The organism is Flavihumibacter sp. UBA7668 (assembly GCF_002483205.1).
Classification (GTDB): Bacteria; Bacteroidota; Bacteroidia; order Chitinophagales; family Chitinophagaceae; genus Flavihumibacter.
Genome location: NZ_DLHM01000007.1, coordinates 1,018,979 through 1,039,316, shown reverse-complemented (window position 1 = coordinate 1,039,316; position 20,338 = coordinate 1,018,979). Strand labels below are relative to the sequence as shown.

The window sequence follows — 20,338 nt, the reverse complement described above, 5'->3', positions numbered from 1 at the left end:
TTATAGGTAAAAGGAAATATAAAGTCGGTAATAAACCCGGATGGGTTTGCCTTTATAGGTAGCACCCGATTTAAACCGGAGTTTTTTCATAATCCGCATAGCTTCTTTGTCGAGCAGAATATTGACGCCGTTTTCAATTTTGATATTGGACACTTCTCCTTCTTCATCAATTTGCAACCCGATAAGCACCCGTCCCTCTACCTGACTAACCATAGAAAAATAAGGAAAGACCAGGTTATTCTGCATGAATTCAGTGAGGTCGGCATCGCCTGTAGCAAATTCAGGTGCGATGTACTCTTTCTCCGGAACACTCACCAGATAATTAGTGATTTTCAATTCTTCCGGTACAAAAAGTGACCTTTCAGTGGAATCGGGTGCAGCTGATCCATAATCCAACGCAAAATCATAATTGAGAATTTTGCCGCCGGAATTCAGGTGATAATACCAGATGCCAACCGGTTCTTTTTTTCTGAAAAAAGCATCCAGCACAATCTGATCCAGCGAAATATGGCGGATTTCAGCGTGGATTGAACTATCCGGATGGGTGTTCACCACCTCCAAAAATTCTGCCGACTTAGGCTGCGTTTTGATGCGTTCAAAAAAACCTTTGAAATAGAGTTTGGTAACCCTGGGACCGGATGAGGTATCCTGCTGGGCAAACCCGCTGGTGGCAAAACTCAAAAAGAATAGAAAAATAATTAACCGCATGACTGAAAGATAATGAATGAATACTGGTAGAAAAAAGAAAATCTTCCCCGGGTATAGCCCTAAACAAGCCCACTGATTGTCAATTATAAAATTCCATTAATGAATCCCATAAAAAAATATTTAAGCTGTTGGATTTATTATTTTCTTCTCCTACCGGGAATCACAAAGGCACAACAACCGGAATGGAAAAATATTTCCGGAGCTTATTATGATTGGGCAAAAACAGGAAAACCCGAAACGCCTTATGCCCACAAATACGAAAAAACACTGGTAATGCATTTAATGCTAGCCACACCGGATGGCAAGGGCGGATCCAATGTTCGACGTACATTTGAGGAAGTATTCAAGCTGGTAAAAGAAGTGGATGCCATAACCCACAAAATTCCCAAAATTATTTATCTGGTTGGCTGGCAATACAATGGACATGATGACCTTTATCCCGCCTGGCATGAGGTAAATAATGCCCTAAAAAGACCCCAGGATAGTTCGGGACAACAATCGCTGATCTGGTTGTACAATGAATGCAAAAATTACAATACAACAATCAGCGTACATGTAAATATGGCGGATGCCTATAACAACAGTCCCCTTTGGGATACCTATTGGAAAGAAGGCATAATCGCCAGGGAAAAGAATGGAGAGCCATTAAAGATAGGTGCCTACAATGGATTAGATGCCTATCAAATCAGTTTCAAACAAGAATGGGAAAAAGGTTATTCGACCAAAAGAATTGATGAACTAATCCTCCTGTTGCCTTTTCTTAAAGAAGCTAAAACTGTTTTATTAGATGCTTATTTCTCCCGCGAAAACCAGTACCTGAATATTCCCCAGCAGGAGGAAGAAATTTATCAGCGCCGGGTAATACGTTTTTTTAGAACAAAAGGTATAGATGTAGTACAGGAAAGTTTTAGCCGTTTGAGAGAAGGCAAAGATCATTTTATTGGTCTATCCCCCTGGTTCGTTTGGTTTGATCAAATTGAAAGCGGATTTATGAAGGTCCCTGCTTCCATAGCAACAGGAGGTGGCCCCTTTCTCTTTCTAAAACAATTCCCTACTCTGGCTGCAGAACAAATGCAACTGGGCTTTCTATTCGGCATGTCTACGAGAGGAGAAGATTGTTTTAATGATCTGGAAGATGATTTTCGTACAATAACCAATTGGCACGATGCATTTAAAGAGCAGTTTTTTACCGGAACATTACCCTATGTTTATCTCAATCAATACAAGCGTGAGCGATTAGAGGGAAATGGATTGCAGCGTGTAGCCTATTATAATGACGGGCTCCTATCAAGTTTAAAGGACTCTGTAATCAGCCATAAAGGATTTATCCTTCGGGAAGGTAATAATGTATTCGTACCTGTAATCTGGAGTCAAAAAAGGGAAATTATTGCATACAGTAGTAGAGGATATATTTCAAAAACATGGAAGCTACCTGAAAACTGGTCTAAAGTAAAAGCTGTCAACTTGTTTCAAATTGATGAAAAGGGTATTCACTTCTTAAACAAAGAAAAAATAGAAAATCGTACTATCCGTCTGACGCTAAAAGAAAAGCAGGCCATTCTGATTCTGCCAAAATCATAAAATTGTACTATTTGGATATCAGGACTGAGAATTAAGAGTACTTTTATTTTCACATGAGAAAAATAAGTATTCTTACCATTCTGCTCAGCAGCTTTATTTCAATTGTAGCTCAAACGTCTATAAGTGCTGACCTGATTTTATTCAATGGAAAAATCTGGACGGGTAATGAATCGCCTGCCTTTGTGGAAGCCATTGCAATAAGTGGAAATAAAATCACGCGAATTGGCGGTACGGCTGATATTAAGAAATTGGCAAATCCGGCAACAAAACTGATTGACCTGGAAGGCAAACTGGCTACTGCCGGTATCAATGATGCACATATTCATTTTCTGGATGGTTCACTTGGACTGGCAGGTGTTGATCTGTACCGAAGCCAAAACTTTCAGGAAGCATTGAATGCCATCGAGAACTATGTCAAAAAATACCCGGAGAAAAAATGGATTACCGGAATGGGATGGCAATACAATCTTTTTGAAGGGGGAATGCCTACGGCCGAAGCCCTAAAGGAATTGGACAGAATCACGAAGGATCGGCCGGTTGTGCTGGATGCGTACGACGGACATAGTATCTGGGTAAACAGTACCGCAATGAAGCTGGCAGGTATTTCAAAGGAAACCAGGTATGAAGGGTTTGGATCTATAATCAAAGATCAAAATGGAAACCCCACCGGTGCATTTACAGAGGCTGCCGGTAGTATTATTTCGAAAATTGTTCCGCCTCCCACAAGAGAAGAAAAACTACAGGCGTTGCGAATGGGAATGAAGTATGCGGCATCGCTGGGGATAACCAGCATTCAAAACGCCAGTGGCTCAGTGGAGGAGTTTTTGCTTTATGAAACGCTCTTAAAGAAGGGTGAATTTACCCTGCGTTCCTCCACTGCATTTAGTGCAGGAAAAAAAACCACCGAAGCCGATATTCAAGAGTTCATAAAAGTAAAAAATCGCACACGCAACCATCCCATACTCAAAGCAGCCAGTATAAAGTTTATGCTGGATGGTGTTATAGAATCCCATACCTCCCCCATGCTCGAGCCCTACAGCGATGCTGGAACTGATGGATCAAATGCCAATAGTGATTTTGCATTACCGCTGGATGTTTACCAGCGACTGTTAAATCGATTTGATAAAGAAGGATTCCAGATTTACACACATGCCATTGGAGATCGTACGGTGCGGAAGGCACTGAATGCCTATGAAAAGGCGATGCTCACTAATGGAACCAAAGGAAGGCGCCATCGCATTGAGCATATTGAACAAAGCTCACCTGATGATATCCCAAGATTCAGCCAACTGGGAGTGATGGCTTCCATGGAACCTATTCATGCAGATCCGGGTAATATCGCGGTTTGGGCAAAAGCCGTTGGCGAAAAACGATTGCCGCATTCCTTTGTCTGGCAATCCATGTTAAAAAACAAGGTACATCTAGTTTTCAGCAGCGATTGGCCGGCCTGTACCAATCCGGATCCAATCCGAGGTTTACATATTGCTGTGAACCGCCAAACGCCGGAAGGCAAACCTCCCGGAGGCTGGATTCCTGAACAAAGAATAACAATCAAAGAAGCGTTAAAATCCTATACACAAGAGGGTGCTTATTCGTCCTTTGAGGAAACTGTTAAGGGTAAAATTCAACCTGGCTACCTTGCCGATATTATTGTTTTCTCTCAGGATCTCTTTACAATTCCTTCAATGGAAATTGCCAAAACAAAAGTAGCTCTAACTTTGTTTGATGGTAAGATCGTTTACAACGATGCTGAAAAGATCAAAATAACAAATATGAAAACAGAGAAAGCAATATTAGCTGGCGGATGTTTCTGGGGGGTAGAAGAACTGATCCGTCATTTGCCCGGAGTTAAATCAACCGTAGTGGGATATACAGGTGGTGATGTGCTAAACGCAACCTACCGTAACCATGGAACACATGCAGAAGGAATAACAGTAACCTATGATCCTGAGATATTATCCTATCGCAAATTGCTGGAATATTTTTTCCAGATTCATAACCCTACAACAAAGAACCGTCAGGGGAACGATATTGGCCTCTCTTATCGGTCTGCCATTTTTTATCTGGATGAAGCACAAAAAGAAACAGCCGTACAATTAATCAAAGAAATGGAAGCTTCCGGTAAATGGCCTGGTAAAATTGTAACTGAAATTGAACCGGCTGGTGATTTCTGGGATGCAGAAAAAGAACACCAGGACTATTTGCAAAAAAATCCTGGTGGGTATACCTGTCATTTTGAGCGCCCGGACTGGAAATTGTAATATAATTAGTTCAGCTTAACTTTTTAATTGATTCCAGCACACTGGCTTCAAAATCATTTATCTGCCGGAGATCTTCTCCCCATAATTCGGTATCTGCCAACACAGCACCTACATCCTTCCTTTCCATAAACAGGATATAGGCTGCGAACCCCAGTGCCATACAAGGCGCAATCTGATTAAATCGCTCCCTGTAGCGTTTGATCAGCGGAATATTCCGGAGTTTCATTTTGGAAATGTAATTCAGTGTAATACTTTGCCATTGGTGTTCGATAAATGGATTTCTAAAGCGATCCAGTACTTTATTGCCGAATTCCTTTGCTTCATCGGCTGTAATTGATGGCAAGAGGGATAGCGCGATTTCTTCCATCATCAGCTTTTCTATATAATTACTCATCTCAGGATCCTGCATGGCTTCCTTCACCGTTTTAAAGCCTTTTAAAATTGCCAGTCCGCAACTGAAGGTATGCGTTCCATTAAGCATCCTTAATTTAAGTTCCCGGAATTTACTGATATCCTTGCTGATGATTATTCCAGGATCCGACTGGCTGAAACGAAGTGCCTGCTTAACTTTCGGATGATCTGACTCAATCGCCCACAAACGAAAAGGCTCGGCCATTATCATCAGATCGTCTTTCATATTTATACGTTGCTCTACAGCTTCTTTATCAGAGGATGACAACTTACCCGGAACAATCCGGTCAACCAGAGAATTACAAAAATGATTGGCTTCCTGGAGCCAATTACAAAAATCAGCACCCAACTGATTTTCTTCAGCCAGGTGAATCAGCATATTTTTTAAGGTTGATCCGTTATCCTGGATCAATTCTGTTGGAACAATGACAAGTCCAGTTGCCAGGTCATTTCCAAACTGTAGGTACCGATGGTATAAAAATGCCAGCAACTTTGCCGGAAAAGAATCAGGCACACAATCTATAATAGATCCGGACTGGTACACAATTCCAACTTCTGTCGTATTGGATAGAATAAGCTCTAAATCTCTTGACGCAGCAAGCTCCAAAATGGCAGCCCATTCCTGTTTTGCTGCCAACACCCTGCTAACTGCGGCATTGATTATCAATTCATCTATTACTCTGCCTTCTTCAATTCCCTTAACACAAACCGTATACAATCCATCCTGTCTGGCGAATACATCAACTCCTCCGGATTCAGTTGATTTTACAATAACAACCCTGCCATCATACAACCCCATTCGGTTGGCTTTGTCGATAAAATAATCCGGTAATCCGCGTAACAATACACCGGTTCCGAACTGCAATACCCGCTCAGGAAATTCCAATTGCGCTGTTGTTGGCAATTCGATACCGGCATGTTGTTTTAAATCAGGTAATGATTTTCTGCTTAATTGAATCATAGATAACAATTCTACATACTTCTAACAGTTTCTTTCAAATTATTGATACATTTATTTACGCAATCGTTACCGGAAGCCATGAACCATACCAACCCAACCGAACAGGACTTGTCAACAACCGGGCATGAACAGGTTTGCAATGATCGAACTGCCTGGATATCCTTTATCCGGATCTTTCTTCTAAGTATGGGAATTGGATTCACCGTAGCAGGAATTGTCTTCTTCTTTGCATACAATTGGGCCGATTTACACAAATTCATCAAATTTGGATTGATTAGTACCTTGTTGTGCCTGACTTCATTGTTATCCCTAAAGTCCCGATTTACTGAAACCGCAAGAAACAGTATTTTAACCGGTGCCTCCGTATTGATTGGCGTTTTGTTTGCGGTATACGGACAGGTTTACCAAACCGGAGCAAACGCCTATGATTTTTTTCTGGGCTGGACCTTGTTTAGTACGATCTGGGTACTTATTTCCGGCTTTCCTCCTCTATGGGTTCTTTTTCTGACACTAATCAATACTACTGTTTTTTTATATTCGGAACAGGTTGCCAATCATTGGTCTGAACTACTGGTATTTACCCTCCTGTTTTCTGTAAACCTGCTCACTCTGGTATTCACAAAACTCCTGAAAAGAAAAGGAAAAACCATTCCCGTTTGGTTTACGAATCTGGTAGCGATGGCAACCATCAGCTTTTCTACCATTGGAATCATAATAGGAATAATCAGATCTCAGGAACCAGGTTTCGGGCTACTTCTCCTGCTGGCTGCAGTGACATATGCAGCAGGTATCTGGTATGGTCTGTTGCACCATTCCATCTTCTATCTGTCCATAATTTCCTTAAGTCTTATCATTCTCCTCTCCACCTGGTTTATGAACATTTCAAATGAGGCAGGTAGCTTCCTTATTATAAGCCTTTTTATTATCGGATCTGCTACCCTTACTATAAAATTTCTATTGGACCTACAAAAGAAGTGGACGCATGAACAACAATAAAAATACTCCACCAGTGCAAAATTCCTTACCCATTAAAATCATATCGATAATTGGAGGAGTACTTGCCTGTATCTCATTTGTCGGTTTTTTGTTTATTGCAGGTTTGTTTAAATCAGCCATTGCTCAATTTTTAGTTGGATTTGGTTTTATCGGAGCAACCATCTGGCTCAACAAAGAGTATAATAATGTATTACTAGACACCATCAGCATCTCACTATTCCTTATTGGTGGCATTCTCATCGGCTTTGCACTCAGTGAGTTTGGCGTATCTAATACCCTTTCCTGTCTGATCTTTATCGTGATTGCCCTGCTGAGTTTATTTCTTTCTTCAAATCAGGTGCTGGCCCTGGTGGCCCAGTTATCCATCCATGCATGTATAGTTGCCCTGTTATTCACCAATGACTTGCAGGAGCTAGTTTTATTCTATATCCCACTGTTGGCAACCGCCTGTTACTTTGTATATACCAGGAAATCCTGGTTTATTCAGCAGGGAGAAAAAACAGCCAGCTTGTACCTATCTTCAAGAACAGCGCTTACACTTTCTTTCCTGAGTGCACTGTATCTGGCAGGCAGCCAAATTGCAATGCCTGTAGTACCCTATTTATACTGGATTGCTTCTGTCGGAATAATAGCTGTGATACTTAACCTCGTTAACCAGATCAGTAAACTATTTAATCCAGAAACTTCCGCCCCCGCGGTAAGATTGCTCTTACTGGTTACCCTGCTTCTCTTGCCTACCTTATTTGCTCCTTCCATTTCAGGTGCAATATTGATTATACTACTTGGCTTTCAGTTTATGTATAAAACCGGTTTCTTGCTCGGAATTCTAAGCAGCATTTATTTTATAGCACAGTATTACTACGATTTGAGTTTTACCTTATTAACCAAATCAATACTGCTGCTGATATCAGGCATGCTCTTTCTGCTACTTTATTTTTTTGTAACCAAAAAATTGAGTCCTATTGAAAATTAAAAACTGGATCATCCTGCTCAACCTCTTTCTGCTGCTGGGATATTTTGTTTATTCCGTACTGGGAAAAGAAAAACTTTTAAAAGAGGGTACATTGGTATTACTGGAACTGGCACCAGTTGATCCCCGCTCCCTAATGCAGGGTGATTACATGCAACTTAGGTATAAAATCGCCCGTGATTTTAATCATGATTCTATTCCCAAACGTGGTTATTTTGTAGTTAAGCTGGACGCAAACAGTGTTGCTCAGCCGATCCGCATTCAACCTGGCAGAGAACCGCGCTCTACAGGTGAATTACTCATCGAATATACCGCTCCAAGGAGCTGGGATATGAATATCGGTGCAGAGTCCTACTTTTTCCAGGAAGGTAAAGCAGCCAGGTATGATTCCGCCAGGTACGGAGGTCTACGGATAGATGCAAAAGGAAACAGTTTGCTGGTAGCTTTGTATGATATAGACGGAAATCTGATAAAGTGAAAAATTGTATTATGTTTCACTTACTGATAGTATCCAGTCTGGTAGTATTATTAGCTTGTTGTACAGAGGAATCCACTGCTCAAATCCGATCACATGGCTATCCACAAAGTGCAGCACTAGGTGATCTTTCAGATACAATGCTCAACACAAGGGCGATCAGACAGTCAGCCCGCATCAAAAAGATTACGGCAATTAAAGACCCACCAAACGCAAGCAAAACAACCTACCTAAAAATAATTTCTTTAGATAGTACAGGTGCTATTGGAAATATAATTTCCTGCCTGCCAAAAACGCTACAAATGGAATCCGACCTTTGCATAACAAGTCTGTTCGAGTATCACCCTACTGGCCAGGTGGCAAAAGGTACTTATTTTGATACGAAAGGGAATCCCTATTCCCAATTGAAATCGGTTTGGAAGGCAGATAAATTGCACTCTATAGATATGTTAGATACAGCAAATTATATACTCACTACCGAATCCTTCGATGCACAGGGAAGAACGATTTCAATTGAGAAATCGGATGAAACTGGGCGTATTTATGAAAACAATCGATATTATTATAATTCCGACGGCCTGTTGGATAGTATGGTGAACAATCATTATGGCAGCTTCCGGTATATTCGAAAAAACCAGGGGACAGGTAAAATAATAACAATGAAGAACAGATATTTTGAAAATAGCTGGCAGTATAATGCTGCCGGACAATGCGTCAGCCATGAATCCCATTATTATAAAACAACTCTTTCCGTTCCTTCAATTAATGGGGAAGAATATTTTTATAACACAGATGGTACTCTTTCCCACATAATATACAAATCATCTGAAAGAGGAAGCTTTGTTACCCGCTATTACTACGAATATTTCTAAACAGTAGCGTTTGATTCTGTTTCAGCCAAACCTGCTTTTGTTCTGATTGACGTTCTTTGCCCCTATTGCAGTTTTAAAATCTAATAGATATCTTGGCATTAATGAAAAATTCAAATTCAGTCTTTGCAACCTACTCAAGATTTCTGACGCAGGAAGACGCAAGTATGTTAACGGATATGTTGACAGACCTGCAAATACCCTATAAGATTGAACATGACACCAATCAGGTAGCAGGCATTTTTATTGGTGAAACACCGGAGCCAATTATCGAAGTAAAAATCCATCCGCTGGATTTTCCTAAAATAAACGAGGTATTTGTTAAACAGGCGCAGCAGGATATTGAACATCCTGATTTTGATCACTATTTTACATCATTTACTGCAAATGAATTGACAGCAGTACTAGCTGAACCCAACGATTGGAATGCATATGATCTGGAAATAGCCCGGTTGTATCTATTGAAGAAAAAACCAGATACAATTCTGCCATCCGCCAGTTTTAGGAAAGCATTTAAACCGCAAAAGATTGCTTTCAAATGGATCCTTACCGGTTATATACTTTGCTTTTTAAGTATTGTGGGTCTATTTTACGGACTTGCCATCTCACAGGCAAAAAAGACATTACAAAGCGGAGAAATTGTTCATGTATATGATTACCAAAGTATTCAACATGGTAAAAACATGGCGGTTTTTGGCACCATCAGCTCTCTTTTTATTATTCTTTACAAATTGAAAGGCAGTTATTCTTTTTGGTCGATTACAAATTTTTAATCCGCAATATTTTTTATTTCGTAAATATTGATTCTTTTAAATGAAGCTGCGTAAGATCATACCGATTCTGAATTGAAAGCCATGTTTCAGCAGGAATGCCCAGCAGTTTTTGAAGTTTAAGCGCTAATGCTGGTGATACATTTCGCTTTCCTTTAAATAGTTCACTTAAATGACCAGGCAGGATTTCCAGCTGCTTCGCTACTTCTGATTTAATCAGTCTTCTTGCTTCAACTTCATCTTTCAACACTTCTCCGGGGTGGGTAGCAATTCTTGAATAAACAGGCTCCTGATTTTTCCCAAGTACAATGTGTTTATTTTCCATAATAAGTTATTATTGATAATCCGTAAGTTCATGAATCTCGGATATTTCAATAGTCTCTATTTTATATTTTTCTTTTACAATTCTTATAATAATTCTGTATTTATCATTAACCCTGATACTATGAAATCCTTTAAATTTTGCTTCCCTTTTCAATGCTTCAAAATGCAAACTTTGAAATTGCAATAAAACAGCGGAATTTTCCACGGAAGCCAATATGTCGATCTTTTTGATAAAGGCTTTAACAATCTCCGGACTAAAGCGGGGTTTACCAGTTTCTTTACCTCGTCTATAGATTTCTCTTAGTTCCTCGTTTTTGAATATAATCCGCATGACAATATTCCATTTAATTGATGCGAAGCCCTACTATAAGATTTTATTTTTTACCAAATTTAGGTAATAACTAAAAAATAACCAAATTATGGTAATTCTAAAAGAAATGCCATCAAACTTTCGTCTGATGGCATCCTGACAAATCGAACTGCTGCTATTTAAATTCCAAAACTAGTACCCTGGATTCTGTGTAATCTTTCCCCTGCTTTCATCCACTGCTTTTCTTGGAAGGGGATACAGGACTTTTTCTGCACTGGCAAATACCGACCCATCATCAATTGCCCGCTGCACATATTTTCCCCAGCGAATCAGATCATCTCTTCGTACCCCTTCGCACCATAATTCAAACAAACGTTCATCCGCAATCCGCTCACGGAATTCATCTTTGTTCAACCCGCCTGGCAGCTCATCCAGTCCGGCTCTTTCTCTTATCCTGTTCACCAGCCCATACGCCTCACTTGTGGGACCGCTCACTTCGTTTAAAGCCTCCGCAACCAGGAGCAATGCATCGGCGAAACGCCAAACTACTATATCCGTTCCATGTGCTTCTCCGGATGCAGCCGGATCAGGGCCATATTTAACAGGAATCGCACCGGGAAACCCAGCTGAACGAGCATCAATGCTTCCACCCCCTGAGGTTGGATAAATTGCCAATAACTTCTTCAGGCGTTTATCTTCCGCATCGAACTTATCATAGGTTTTCCAGGGCATCTTATAACCTCCCCAACCTGTCAGGGCCTTACCGGAAGGATCCACATAATCACCCGGTAAACTATGCGCCAACCACATATTTACATTGGGCCATGCATCATTTCTACAGGGGACAGCCAGAATAATCTCCTTGTTCTGTTCCTTTTCAATGGTGAAAATATCTGCGTAATCCTCCAATAAAGTATAGGTTCCCTGCGCCTCCAGTTCTTTCAACTGATTCCCGATTGCAACTGCCTCTGCCCATTTTTTCTCCTTCATATATAATTTCAATAAGCCCATCATGGCTGCTCCTTTTGTAAAACGACCATAATCGCTGGCGGGATAACTCACCGGCAGGTCAGCCATCGCGTCTTTGTAATCCTTCTCAATTTGCTGAAACATCCATTCACTGGTTGGCCGTGGTTCCGGTAATGCATTCGGATCCTGTGCAACAGCAGGGTCAATTACAATAGAAACCGGGCCATAAAAAGAGTACAGAATATTCGTGAAATGTGCACGTAAGGCTTTCACCTCTCCCAGGTATCTGTTTTTCATGGTTTCATCCATTGTTATTCCACCAATTTTTTCCAGCAGGATCGTTGCATTGGTAACCCGTGGTAATAAGTCGGTGTAATGATAGGTCAGCGCTCCAAATCCATCATCAAAATTCAGCATATTCAAGCGAACCCAGTTACCGCCGTCACCCCATGAACAAACCAGTTCATCGGTGGTCTGGCTGCTTTGAACAACCCAGGAATTTTGTGCGGAGCCATATCCACTTCCCCAACCGCCTTCCATCATTCCGCGATACAAATTGGTTAGCGCTGCTTTTGCATCATTGGCATCTTTTAAAAAAGTGCCGGGAGATAACTGATCATAGATTTGTGGTTCCAGGCCCTTTTCGCAGGAACTAAACAGTATGGCAGATGCCAGCAGTATACACCCTGCCAGGCTATTAATTGATTTTTTCATTTTGTTTTCACATTAAGATTGTTATTAAAAACCAAGATTCAATCCCAGAATAAAGGATCGTTGAGCCGGGTAGGCAATAAATCCGGAGAGCTCCGGATCCAAACCGGAATAAGGAGAAATAACAAATACATTTTGCACATCGGCAAATAACCTCAAGCCGCGAATTAACTGCTGCTTATCCAATATCTGTTTTGGCAATGTATAACCCAGTGTAATGTTTCTGCATTTTAAGAAGCCGGCTTTCTCCCGAAAATAATTGCCGGTATAACTCCCATACGGATTAATTAATCCACTTGGATTTGTTCCGGAAGTATTATCTGATGCCCAGCGATCTTTCACCATATCCAATGCATTCCATCCAAAAGAACCCATCTTGGCATATAAATCATAGGCGCTGGCACGGTCGTCATTGTATTTCAAACGATCCAGCATACCATACATGAAAATATTCAGATCGAAATTTTTGTATTCAAACGTATTACCAAAACCAAAGGAATAGCCAGGATCAGAATTACCGAGGTAAACAGCATCGGCTGTATTTAATCTGCCATCCGGTTTGCCGGTAAGATTTCCATTTGCATCATATCCATTCTGGTCAATCACTTTCACCATACCGGGCTGGAGGCCGGGCATATGTGCCGGGGCAGTTTCACCCACCTGCATAATACCATTGGTTACATATCCATATATAGAGCGGATCGGATCATTTACACCAATATACCTGGCCAGGGTTTTCACAACAAGAGAATCTCTTTCTTTCCAGGTATCCTTATAATGAGCGAAATTGAATTCAGTTCTCCAGCTGAAATTATGGTTGGCAATGTTGGTGGTACGCAGACTGAATTCAAATCCTTTACTCTGTGTTTTCCCCACATTTGCCGCAACACTGCTCACAATAAAAAAGGAAGGAAGCGGACGGCTGCTCAATAAATCAGAAATGGTTTTATTGAATACCTCAAAACTACCACTGATTCTGTCATTGAATAATCCGAAATCAAGTCCCAGGTTGATTTCTCTGGCAGTCTCCCAACTAAGGTCCGGATTATCCAGCCTGCTTTGATAAACACCTACCTGTTGCGTATTTCCAAAAACATAATTGGATCCGGCCTGATACGCAGCAAAAGCAGTTGTATTGCCGATATTACTATTTCCAGTTGATCCATAACTGGCCCGGAGTTTCAGGAAAGAAATGGCGCGGATGGATTGCATAAAAGGCTCATTGGAAATTTTCCAGCCTGCTGAAACGGAGGGAAACAATCCGTATTTTTTATTCTTAGCAAAATTGGAAGCGCCATCCCGGCGAAGCGATGCCTGCAACAGGTATTTGTTTTTGTAATCATACCGGGCACGGGCAAAATAAGATGCCCAAACCTGTTCGCTCTTATAGGAACCAACCGAAGGACGTGCAAATTCACCCACACCTAAACTATGATACAAAAAATTATCGGTCAGGAATTGTTGATTTCCAGCAGAAAATCCTTCTGAAGAAAGCACCTGATAAGAGTATCCAACAAGTGCATCCAGGTGATGGGTATTCTTGAAATTTCTGGTGTAGCCCAGGGTGTATTCCAGCAAACTTATATTGGAAGTATTCTCACTGATATTTGCCTGACCGCCTGTTCTGTCGCCGTATAAAAATGATTTCGGCAAATAAGTAGATCGTTTTGAATTGGACTGGTCATAACTGAAATTCGCCCTAGCCTTTAAGTTTTCAATTATTTCCAGTTCGGCAAATGCAGAAGTCAGGATTCTGTTCTGTACCGTCTTATCCGTTGTTTCAAAAAACGACAAAGGATTGGGTGAATTGGTATAATCGGGATTGAGGGGATAAGATCCATCCGCTGCAATTAAAGGCACGGTTGGAGGATGATAAAATGCAGATAAAATAATTCCGGAATTTTCAAACTGACCCGTACCAATTGCAGGGTTATCGCTAAAGGATTTTGACCCGGTCATATTTACCCCAATTTTCAATCGTTCTCCAACCATCTGATCCAGATTGATCCGTCCTGAATAGCGTTTGAATCCGGAAGTTTTTATCACACCATCCTGGTCAAGATAATTACCCGAAACATAATACTTTGTCTTTGCTGTTCCTCCTGCGATGGATATATTATGCTGTTGCACAAACCCGTTTTGAGTAATCCGATCCAATGTATTTTCGCCTTTACCTGCAGCATTGATTTCTGCATCCGAATATTTTGGAACAAATGCAGGAACACTGGAAGGGTCAGTAGTTCCATAGGGAGCGATTGCTCTGTCCAGCATCCATTTTTCTTTGGTGATGCGATTGCGCTCCACCATATAATCGCGCTGGTTCAGGATTTCATAAAAATCTGCTGCCTGTTGAAATGCATGACTGAATCCGTAATTCAATCGGGCTTCTCCCGATTTTCCTCTTTTTGTTGTGATCAGAATAACGCCGGCTCCCGCTCTTGCACCATAGATGGCCGCAGCACTGGCATCTTTCAACACTTCCACAGATTCAATATCATCGGGGTTCAAAAAATTCAATGGTGAGCGATCAATTCCTCCATACCGATTACCGCTACCCGGTTCACCGGCACCACCATTAATCGGTACTCCATCCACGACATATAAAACGCCTGTTGAAGCAAAAGAGGCATTACCTCTGATTTGCACACTTACTCCCGCACCCGGTTGTCCGGATGATTGCACGGTGGTTAATCCTGCTGCTCTTCCGCTCAGGGCCTGATCAATGGAGGTGTTAGCTGATTTAGGAATGACGTTTGCCTTAACGGATGAAATCGCGCCGGTAACATCTTTTCTTTTTACTGCACCATAACCAATCACCACCACTTCCTCCACTTTGTTTTCAGCTTTCTTAAGAATGATGTTTAATTCACCTGATTTGGTAACAGGTAATTCAATCGTCTGGTACCCAACATAGGAGATGAGCAGCACTCCTTTTCCATCAGGAATCTGAAGGGAAAAACTGCCGTCACTATTGGTAACTGTTCCACGGTTTGTTCCTTTGAGTTTAACGGATGCATCCGACAGGGGATTTCCGTCTTCATCTCTTACCACACCTTTGATGTCAAGCGGCGGTAAATCCGGCTTTTCCGGTTGAACTGTTTTTTCTGAAATAACCGGTTCCTTTCTTTTAGCAACCGTTATGGTTTTATCCACCATGATCCAGGTAAAGGGCTGCCCTTCAAAAATTTCCACCAGTGCTTTGTCGAGGGAGCTGTTGATCAATTCTACTGTAACAGGTTTCGCCTCCCGCAATAGTTTGGCATCATAAAAAAATACATAGCCCGTTTGGCTTTTAATAGTATTGAATACTTTCTTAAGGGAAAGATTCTTACCTGTTAACTGAACGGTTTGTGAATTGCCTGTAGCAGAAACATGCAAGGCAGCAGCGGTTAATAAAACAATCGTAAATCTCATAGCAAGCCAGATTTGGCGGGTAGGCTTTCGCCTACCGGAGTTGATAAAATGCATAGATTTGCAGTGTTTGGGTTTCACAATAAATGTTCATGCAAGACTTTATTCAGCGCCCAGATGTACACCGGAAATGTTCCCGCATTTCCGGTTTTTTTTGGCTCTGATGAAAAACGTTTATTAAGGTGTAACGATTAGCTTATTCTCTTCTATTCTGAAATGCACTTCATTGGTTTCCAAAAGCTTCAGTACCTGACTTAGTTTCAGATTACGTTGGATTTCACCTCCGAATTCTCTTAGTGGCGGATTACCTTCATACACTACATCAACGCCATACCATCTGCTGAGCTGCCGCATCACCATCTGCAGGTCAGTATTATTGAAATTGAAAAGCCCGTTTTTCCAGGCCATCACCTGATCAAGATCAACCTGGCTGGTTACTTTCAAGGAACCGTTTGCCATTGAGCTTCCCTGTTCACCCGGATTTAGGACCCGCGTCTCAGATTGACTGATTAGTTGGACAGCACCTTCCAATAAGGTGGTTTTTATTGGACCTTCTTCTTTATAGGAATTGATATTAAAATGAGTGCCCAATACTTTTACTTCCGTCCCCTTTTCACCAGCGGGATATTGTACCGAAACCTTGAATGGTTTGGATGGATTTTTAGCAACTTCAAAATAGCCTTCTCCCATAAGTTCCACTTTGCGTTCCTTTCCTGGAAATGAAATCGGAAATCGAAGGGAGGAGGCTGAATTCAGCCAAACATAGGTGCCATCCGACAATACCAATTGGTATTGTCCGCCGATGGGTGTGGTAATGGTATTGTATAATTCATCCGATTGCTCACCATTTTCAGCATAAGCAATTTGTCCATCCAGTTTAATCAGTTTGGTACTGCCCTGGGTGGCCAGTTCGCCATTCGCTGTTTCATCCAGGATCAGTTTGCTCCCATCTGCCAGCGTTAGCACTGCCTTGTTTCCACCAGGAGCGATGTCTTTATTCGAAACAACTGCAAGCTGCTTACCGGTTTGTGCAGTGATATTTGATTGGATCCAGAGGTAAACACCAGCCCCGGCAAATAAAAATAAAAGTGCAGCTGCAGCAAATCGTAACCAGCGGAAATGAATGAGTTGACCGCTGTTATTCTCCCGCTCATCAATTTTTTGAAGTGTAAGATCCAGTTGTTGTTTCAGGCGATTTCTTACGTTTTCTTCTTCCTTTTGTGTTGGCACTGAAACTTCACCCAACATCCTGCTAATCAGCTCTTTTTGTTCAGGCGAGTAGCTTGCTTGTTCCAGCCATTCCAAAACCTGTTCTGCTTCCATTGGAGTGCATTGGTTCTGCAGGTATTTCTGAAAAAGTGACTCAATGTTGGAGGAACTCATCTGAACGGTATTTTAATTAAGTCGTTCGGGATGAGTTTTTCATCTGCCCCGGTCTAAATTATTTTTGAATCTTTAACTGTACAGGAGCAAAAAAATCGGGAGATATGCCGTGGTCAGTCGGTCCTGGGCAAGCATAAAATCACGGATGAAGCGGGTTGCTTTTACAATATGGTCGTTAATGGTAGAAGGCGATATGCCGAGTATATGACTGACTTCCTGATAGGACTTTCCCTCCAGTTTACATAACTGAAAAACCTGCTTCCGTTGGGGTGAAAGCCTGTTTATGGCATTGTTCAGAAGATCCAGTTCTTCCTGGCGAAGCAGTTTTGCTTCAACGCTTTCAAATTCACCGGTTGCCAGTTCCCGGATATAGTCATGTAATTTTCTATCCCTTTTAAGTTTGCGGAAAAAATCCTGTGCTTTATGCTGTGCAATACCAAATAAGTAACCCGATAAATGGGTATCAATCTGTATGGTTGTTCTTTTTTCCCAGAGTGTAATAAAAATATCCTGTAGCAGTTCTTCAGCCGCCGGTTCAAATTTGAGGAGTTTTAGCAGGTTGAGATAGAGGGATTGACTATATAACTCATAAATCTGAGTAAAAGCAGCTTTATCTCCCGTCTTCAATAGACGCAATAGCTCACAATCCTTGTCAGGCAGTTCAGGCATAGCAGTCAGAGTTTGAATCCTTCCGGTAAAAATGGGAAAACTTTGGCAAATTGAGTTGTCGGAAACAAATTATACGCAATCGATTGATTATAATTCTGAAAGGCACACATAATTAATACTCCTTCAAGAATTTCCTGAGAACTGCAGCCTTTTCAGTAGCTGCTATCTTTTCTAAAAAATCAATATACGCAACCAGATTTTTTCTGGGCGGACGCAATTTATACCCAAGCAGTGCTGCAAATTTTTCAAAATGTACGCGAACTGCATTTCCAAGTTCCTGGGGGCTCAAAGAATCCGAATCCATCCATTCAAAATAGCGACATCGGTAATTGTTGAAATAATAAAGTAATCCATCTCTTAATCCCCGGCTCGGAATGGTAAAATGTGACTCGTCCGGGTAATATCTGGCATCCCGTCTAAGTATGGTTTTCCTGCTATTTTCAAGAAAATGCTTCAGTTGGAATTGGGAAGTAATACTGATCTGGGAAGGATTCATCTGTTGGATCGATACTGTATCTGCCTTATAGGGCAGTGTATTCGAAATGCCAAGATATAAATAACTGGTGTTACGGACCTGCGAGGTCAAATTTCTGCGGAATGTTTTTAAGGTCAGTTGCTTATCCCACCATAATGCAGGATCAGTTAACAGATACGCATTAAAAAGGTTCGGTTTAGAGTTTATTGTATGAACTCCAAATAAACCACCCAATGAATGGCCAAAAATAATACGAGGACCTTTACTTCCTCTGATTGAATCAATAGCCGGCAGCAGCTCCTTTTCAAGATAATCAAGGAATTTATCTGCCTTTCCTTCCATTTTTGATAAGGTATCATTCTGGGCAATTGGAAACAATTCCTCTTCCCGGTTTTTATGAACAATACCAACAACTATCATTTCCGGAAGGATCGGATAATAAGCGTACTCTGCCAGCTGCTGTTGTAATGCAACCGCTGTAAGAAAGAGTTCCGCTCCATCCAGCACAAATAAAGCTGGAATCTCATTTTTAGGCTGAAGAGAATCAGAACAGCTTTCCGGTACATAAAGTAGAAAATCTCTGTTCTCCTTATAAGTAGCAGAATATTTTGTAATTCTCTCACCTAACTTTATTGCATCTGTATTAATTTGTCCAATTAATGATTCTGAATGAATAACAAAAATTGTCATTATTGCAATCCATTTACTGACTAACTTTATTTTATTCAAAATAAGGCTGCTTTTCAAAGTTTTGTTTTGATCATACAATATAAAAATTCGTCCTTAAACTTCCGCCAACCTGTTAAAAAAGGAGTGGAAGCAGTATCATTCTCCCACTTACGAGACCAGCCGGAACAATTTATTTGCATTTGCAGTATTATATTTTGTAAATGACTTATACTTGTTGCAGACTATTGAAATGTCACAACTTTAATGGAAAATTGTTCACTCATTTTTGGAATGATATTGCTACTACACATCATGCCAATTCAGGAGTCCACTGCACAGATAAGATCACACGGATTCCCTCAAATGGCAGGACTCAGTGATCTTTCCGACACGGTACTCAACACAAAGGCCATCAGGAAGTCAGCCCGAATCAAAAAGATTACAGCTATCAAAGATCCGCCAGGCGCAGCCAAAACAACTTACGTTAAAATTATTTCAGTAGATAGCACTGGTGCATTTCGAAGTATGATTTCCTGCTTACCCAAAACACTACAAATGGATTCTGAATTGTGCTTAACAAGTCTGTTTGAATATCATGCTACTGGTCAGGTTGCAAAAGGAACCTATTTTGATAGCAAAGGCAACCCCTATCCACAATTGAAATCAGTTTGGAAAGGAGACAAATTGTATTCCGTGGAAATGATCGACACGGCAAATTTTCTACTCAGAACCGAATCCTACGATACACAGGGAAGAATGATCGAACAGGAAAGAATAGATCAAAATGTTCGTGTTTTAGAAAACAGCCGCTATTACTACCATTCAGATGGTCTTTTGGACAGTATCGTGAATGATCACTATGGCAGCTTCAGATACGTTCGAAAAATACAGGGACCAGGTAAATTAATAACAATGAAGCACAGTAATTTTGAATATTACTGGTTATTCAATGCTGCCGGACAATGCGTCCGTTATGAATTCCATTATTATAAAACAACGCTTTCCGTTCCCTCAAGCTATTGGGAAGAATATTTTTATAACACAGATGGAACTCTTTCCCACATAATATTCAAATCATCTGAAAGAGAAAGTTTTGTAACCCGCTATGCGTACGAATATTACTAATAAGGCAAGTGACTATTTCTGCCATTCTCTTCATACCTGTGTATATAAGTTTATATGGGGCATGAAAATATTAGTAGCGCCCAGCAATTTTCCTTGCCTAGAAATATTCAGTTAAATTGTTATCAAAATAAAAAATTATCACACACTTCCAGCCAACCAATAAAAACGCCTCATATTCATTTGGGAAATGAATATGGGTTTGATGTAAGGATACAGCCTTTTGAGTTTGGCTATCAGGCCATGTCGAATATGCATATACTTGAAAAGGATACTTTCCTGACTTCAGAAGT

17 protein-coding genes and 1 pseudogene are annotated in these 20,338 nt (G+C 40.9%); 9 read left to right on the top strand and 9 right to left on the bottom strand.

Annotation, left to right across the window (positions count from 1 at the left end; all coding sequences use genetic code 11):
- Positions 1–708: an energy transducer TonB gene (locus B2746_RS21830; RefSeq protein WP_290799111.1), complete on the bottom strand. Its 708-nt coding sequence runs from the start codon at positions 706–708 to the stop codon at positions 1–3.
- 99 nt (positions 709–807) lie between these two features.
- Between B2746_RS21830 and B2746_RS21825 the strand changes: the two genes are divergently transcribed.
- The 3 genes and pseudogenes from B2746_RS21825 to msrA all read left to right on the top strand — a co-directional run bounded on the left by B2746_RS21825 (position 808) and on the right by msrA (position 4,550).
- Positions 808–2,289 (top strand): endo-alpha-N-acetylgalactosaminidase family protein, encoded by a 1,482-nt coding sequence (locus tag B2746_RS21825; protein ID WP_290799108.1) that lies wholly within the window; start codon positions 808–810, stop codon positions 2,287–2,289.
- 53 nt (positions 2,290–2,342) lie between these two features.
- A pseudogene (locus B2746_RS21820) lies at positions 2,343–4,019 on the top strand (amidohydrolase); the annotation flags it as partial.
- A gap of 42 nt (positions 4,020–4,061) precedes the next feature.
- A complete protein-coding gene (gene msrA / locus B2746_RS22770) occupies positions 4,062–4,550 on the top strand; it encodes a peptide-methionine (S)-S-oxide reductase MsrA (RefSeq protein ID WP_349680626.1) in 489 nt (162 codons plus the stop codon).
- A gap of 10 nt (positions 4,551–4,560) precedes the next feature.
- On the opposite strand, the gene B2746_RS21815 is transcribed toward msrA, so the two are convergent.
- Positions 4,561–5,922 carry a tagaturonate reductase gene (locus tag B2746_RS21815; protein ID WP_290799104.1) on the bottom strand — a complete coding sequence of 454 codons (1,362 nt, stop codon included), beginning with the start codon at positions 5,920–5,922 and terminating at the stop codon, positions 4,561–4,563.
- 78 nt (positions 5,923–6,000) lie between these two features.
- Between B2746_RS21815 and B2746_RS21810 the strand changes: the two genes are divergently transcribed.
- The 5 genes from B2746_RS21810 to B2746_RS21790 all read left to right on the top strand — a co-directional run bounded on the left by B2746_RS21810 (position 6,001) and on the right by B2746_RS21790 (position 10,005).
- On the top strand, positions 6,001–6,918 hold the full coding sequence (locus tag B2746_RS21810; RefSeq protein ID WP_290799101.1) for a DUF2157 domain-containing protein: 918 nt from the start codon (positions 6,001–6,003) through the stop codon (positions 6,916–6,918).
- Positions 6,905–7,891 carry a DUF4401 domain-containing protein gene (locus B2746_RS21805; protein WP_290799098.1) on the top strand — a complete coding sequence of 329 codons (987 nt, stop codon included), beginning with the start codon at positions 6,905–6,907 and terminating at the stop codon, positions 7,889–7,891. The genes B2746_RS21810 and B2746_RS21805 overlap by 14 nt, the downstream gene beginning before the upstream one ends.
- Complete coding sequence (locus B2746_RS21800; RefSeq protein ID WP_290799095.1) at positions 7,881–8,366, top strand: GDYXXLXY domain-containing protein; 486 nt, start codon at positions 7,881–7,883, stop codon at positions 8,364–8,366. Before B2746_RS21805 ends, B2746_RS21800 begins: the two co-directional genes overlap by 11 nt.
- Before the next feature lie 11 nt (positions 8,367–8,377).
- On the top strand, positions 8,378–9,235 hold the full coding sequence (locus B2746_RS21795) for a hypothetical protein (RefSeq protein WP_290799092.1): 858 nt from the start codon (positions 8,378–8,380) through the stop codon (positions 9,233–9,235).
- Positions 9,236–9,336: 101 nt separating this feature from the next.
- Positions 9,337–10,005, top strand: coding sequence for a hypothetical protein (locus tag B2746_RS21790; protein ID WP_290799090.1), 669 nt, complete (start codon positions 9,337–9,339; stop codon positions 10,003–10,005).
- Positions 10,006–10,018: 13 nt separating this feature from the next.
- On the opposite strand, the gene B2746_RS21785 is transcribed toward B2746_RS21790, so the two are convergent.
- From B2746_RS21785 to B2746_RS21755, 7 genes are all read right to left on the bottom strand, one after another.
- A complete protein-coding gene (locus B2746_RS21785; RefSeq protein ID WP_290799088.1) occupies positions 10,019–10,327 on the bottom strand; it encodes a HigA family addiction module antitoxin in 309 nt (102 codons plus the stop codon).
- A 9-nt stretch (positions 10,328–10,336) separates the two neighbouring features.
- Positions 10,337–10,657, bottom strand: a complete 321-nt coding sequence (locus B2746_RS21780) for a type II toxin-antitoxin system RelE/ParE family toxin (protein WP_290799085.1) — start codon at positions 10,655–10,657, stop codon at positions 10,337–10,339.
- Between the two features lie 171 nt (positions 10,658–10,828).
- Positions 10,829–12,319 carry a RagB/SusD family nutrient uptake outer membrane protein gene (locus B2746_RS21775; protein WP_290799082.1) on the bottom strand — a complete coding sequence of 497 codons (1,491 nt, stop codon included), beginning with the start codon at positions 12,317–12,319 and terminating at the stop codon, positions 10,829–10,831.
- Between the two features lie 24 nt (positions 12,320–12,343).
- Entirely contained in the window at positions 12,344–15,730 is a 3,387-nt protein-coding gene (locus tag B2746_RS21770; RefSeq protein ID WP_290799079.1) for a TonB-dependent receptor, read from the bottom strand.
- Between the two features lie 174 nt (positions 15,731–15,904).
- Entirely contained in the window at positions 15,905–17,110 is a 1,206-nt protein-coding gene (locus tag B2746_RS21765; protein ID WP_290799076.1) for a FecR family protein, read from the bottom strand.
- Between the two features lie 72 nt (positions 17,111–17,182).
- On the bottom strand, positions 17,183–17,779 hold the full coding sequence (locus B2746_RS21760; RefSeq protein ID WP_290799074.1) for an RNA polymerase sigma factor: 597 nt from the start codon (positions 17,777–17,779) through the stop codon (positions 17,183–17,185).
- Positions 17,780–17,891: 112 nt separating this feature from the next.
- A complete protein-coding gene (locus B2746_RS21755; protein WP_290799072.1) occupies positions 17,892–18,944 on the bottom strand; it encodes an alpha/beta hydrolase in 1,053 nt (350 codons plus the stop codon).
- A gap of 291 nt (positions 18,945–19,235) precedes the next feature.
- Here B2746_RS21755 and B2746_RS21750 point away from each other — a divergent pair, with 291 nt between their 5' ends.
- Positions 19,236–20,048: a hypothetical protein gene (locus B2746_RS21750; RefSeq protein WP_290799070.1), complete on the top strand. Its 813-nt coding sequence runs from the start codon at positions 19,236–19,238 to the stop codon at positions 20,046–20,048.
- Positions 20,049–20,338: the final 290 nt, after the last annotated feature.

Excerpts from the sequence above, each read along its gene's own strand:
- B2746_RS21830 (WP_290799111.1), bottom strand. The coding sequence starts at position 708 with ATGCGGTTAATTATTTTTCTATTCTTTTTGAGTTTTGCCACCAGCGGG.
- B2746_RS21825 (WP_290799108.1), top strand. The coding sequence starts at position 808 with ATGAATCCCATAAAAAAATATTTAAGCTGTTGGATTTATTATTTTCTT.
- msrA (WP_349680626.1), top strand. The coding sequence starts at position 4,062 with ATGAAAACAGAGAAAGCAATATTAGCTGGCGGATGTTTCTGGGGGGTA.
- B2746_RS21815 (WP_290799104.1), bottom strand. The coding sequence starts at position 5,922 with ATGATTCAATTAAGCAGAAAATCATTACCTGATTTAAAACAACATGCC.
- B2746_RS21810 (WP_290799101.1), top strand. The coding sequence starts at position 6,001 with ATGAACCATACCAACCCAACCGAACAGGACTTGTCAACAACCGGGCAT.
- B2746_RS21805 (WP_290799098.1), top strand. The coding sequence starts at position 6,905 with ATGAACAACAATAAAAATACTCCACCAGTGCAAAATTCCTTACCCATT.
- B2746_RS21795 (WP_290799092.1), top strand. The coding sequence starts at position 8,378 with ATGTTTCACTTACTGATAGTATCCAGTCTGGTAGTATTATTAGCTTGT.
- B2746_RS21790 (WP_290799090.1), top strand. The coding sequence starts at position 9,337 with ATGAAAAATTCAAATTCAGTCTTTGCAACCTACTCAAGATTTCTGACG.
- B2746_RS21785 (WP_290799088.1), bottom strand. The coding sequence starts at position 10,327 with ATGGAAAATAAACACATTGTACTTGGGAAAAATCAGGAGCCTGTTTAT.
- B2746_RS21780 (WP_290799085.1), bottom strand. The coding sequence starts at position 10,657 with ATGCGGATTATATTCAAAAACGAGGAACTAAGAGAAATCTATAGACGA.
- B2746_RS21775 (WP_290799082.1), bottom strand. The coding sequence starts at position 12,319 with ATGAAAAAATCAATTAATAGCCTGGCAGGGTGTATACTGCTGGCATCT.
- B2746_RS21770 (WP_290799079.1), bottom strand. The coding sequence starts at position 15,730 with ATGAGATTTACGATTGTTTTATTAACCGCTGCTGCCTTGCATGTTTCT.
- B2746_RS21765 (WP_290799076.1), bottom strand. The coding sequence starts at position 17,110 with ATGAGTTCCTCCAACATTGAGTCACTTTTTCAGAAATACCTGCAGAAC.
- B2746_RS21760 (WP_290799074.1), bottom strand. The coding sequence starts at position 17,779 with ATGCCTGAACTGCCTGACAAGGATTGTGAGCTATTGCGTCTATTGAAG.
- B2746_RS21755 (WP_290799072.1), bottom strand. The coding sequence starts at position 18,944 with ATGACAATTTTTGTTATTCATTCAGAATCATTAATTGGACAAATTAAT.
- B2746_RS21750 (WP_290799070.1), top strand. The coding sequence starts at position 19,236 with ATGCCAATTCAGGAGTCCACTGCACAGATAAGATCACACGGATTCCCT.